The organism is Ferrovum myxofaciens (assembly GCF_000735045.1).
Taxonomy (GTDB): domain Bacteria; phylum Pseudomonadota; class Gammaproteobacteria; order Burkholderiales; family Ferrovaceae; genus Ferrovum; species Ferrovum myxofaciens.
This window is the reverse complement of record NZ_JPOQ01000442.1, coordinates 1-517: the sequence shown is the minus strand read 5'-3', so window position 1 is coordinate 517 and position 517 is coordinate 1. Positions and strand designations below refer to the sequence as shown.

The window sequence follows — 517 nt, the reverse complement described above, 5'->3', positions numbered from 1 at the left end:
CTGGTCCCAGCCATTGTTGACCCCCATGGTTACAGTAGTGGCATCCGTCAAAGCGTTCACGGCACGCACCCCCGTATGGGTAAAGGGGCTGTGGCCATAGAGGATGGAACGGGTAATGTTGGTATCCGCCACGCTGTTGGGGACTTCAACCCCCGACATGGAATTGAACTTCCCGCCGATCAGGGTCCAGGGTCCAGTGGCATATTGCATGTACGCCTGGGTGGGGTCAAAGTTCCCCCCTGAACCCATGGTGGAATTGTACGGGTTGAGATTATTTCCGGAACAGGCCCCGTAGGAACACAGATACCCCGCATTACTCCCGGCAATCAAATCCACCAGCCAGCCCATCCCCTCCTTGGGAGTTTGAGACATGGTGATGGAGGCCTGGTTGAGGCTGAAGGAATTTTTACTGGTATCAAACACCTGAACATTGGGATCAGGCATCTGGTTGTGGCCGATGTACCCGGCATCCAGATAGCCGGAGACATCGATGCTGGAGGCCTTGAACAACTTGGCA

1 protein-coding gene is annotated in these 517 nt (G+C 55.3%); it reads right to left on the bottom strand.

Going from position 1 to position 517, the window contains the following annotated elements; genetic code table 11:
- Positions 1 to 517: outer membrane beta-barrel protein (locus tag IV91_RS0114460; protein WP_031599536.1), on the bottom strand; the 517-nt coding region annotated here is incomplete at both ends.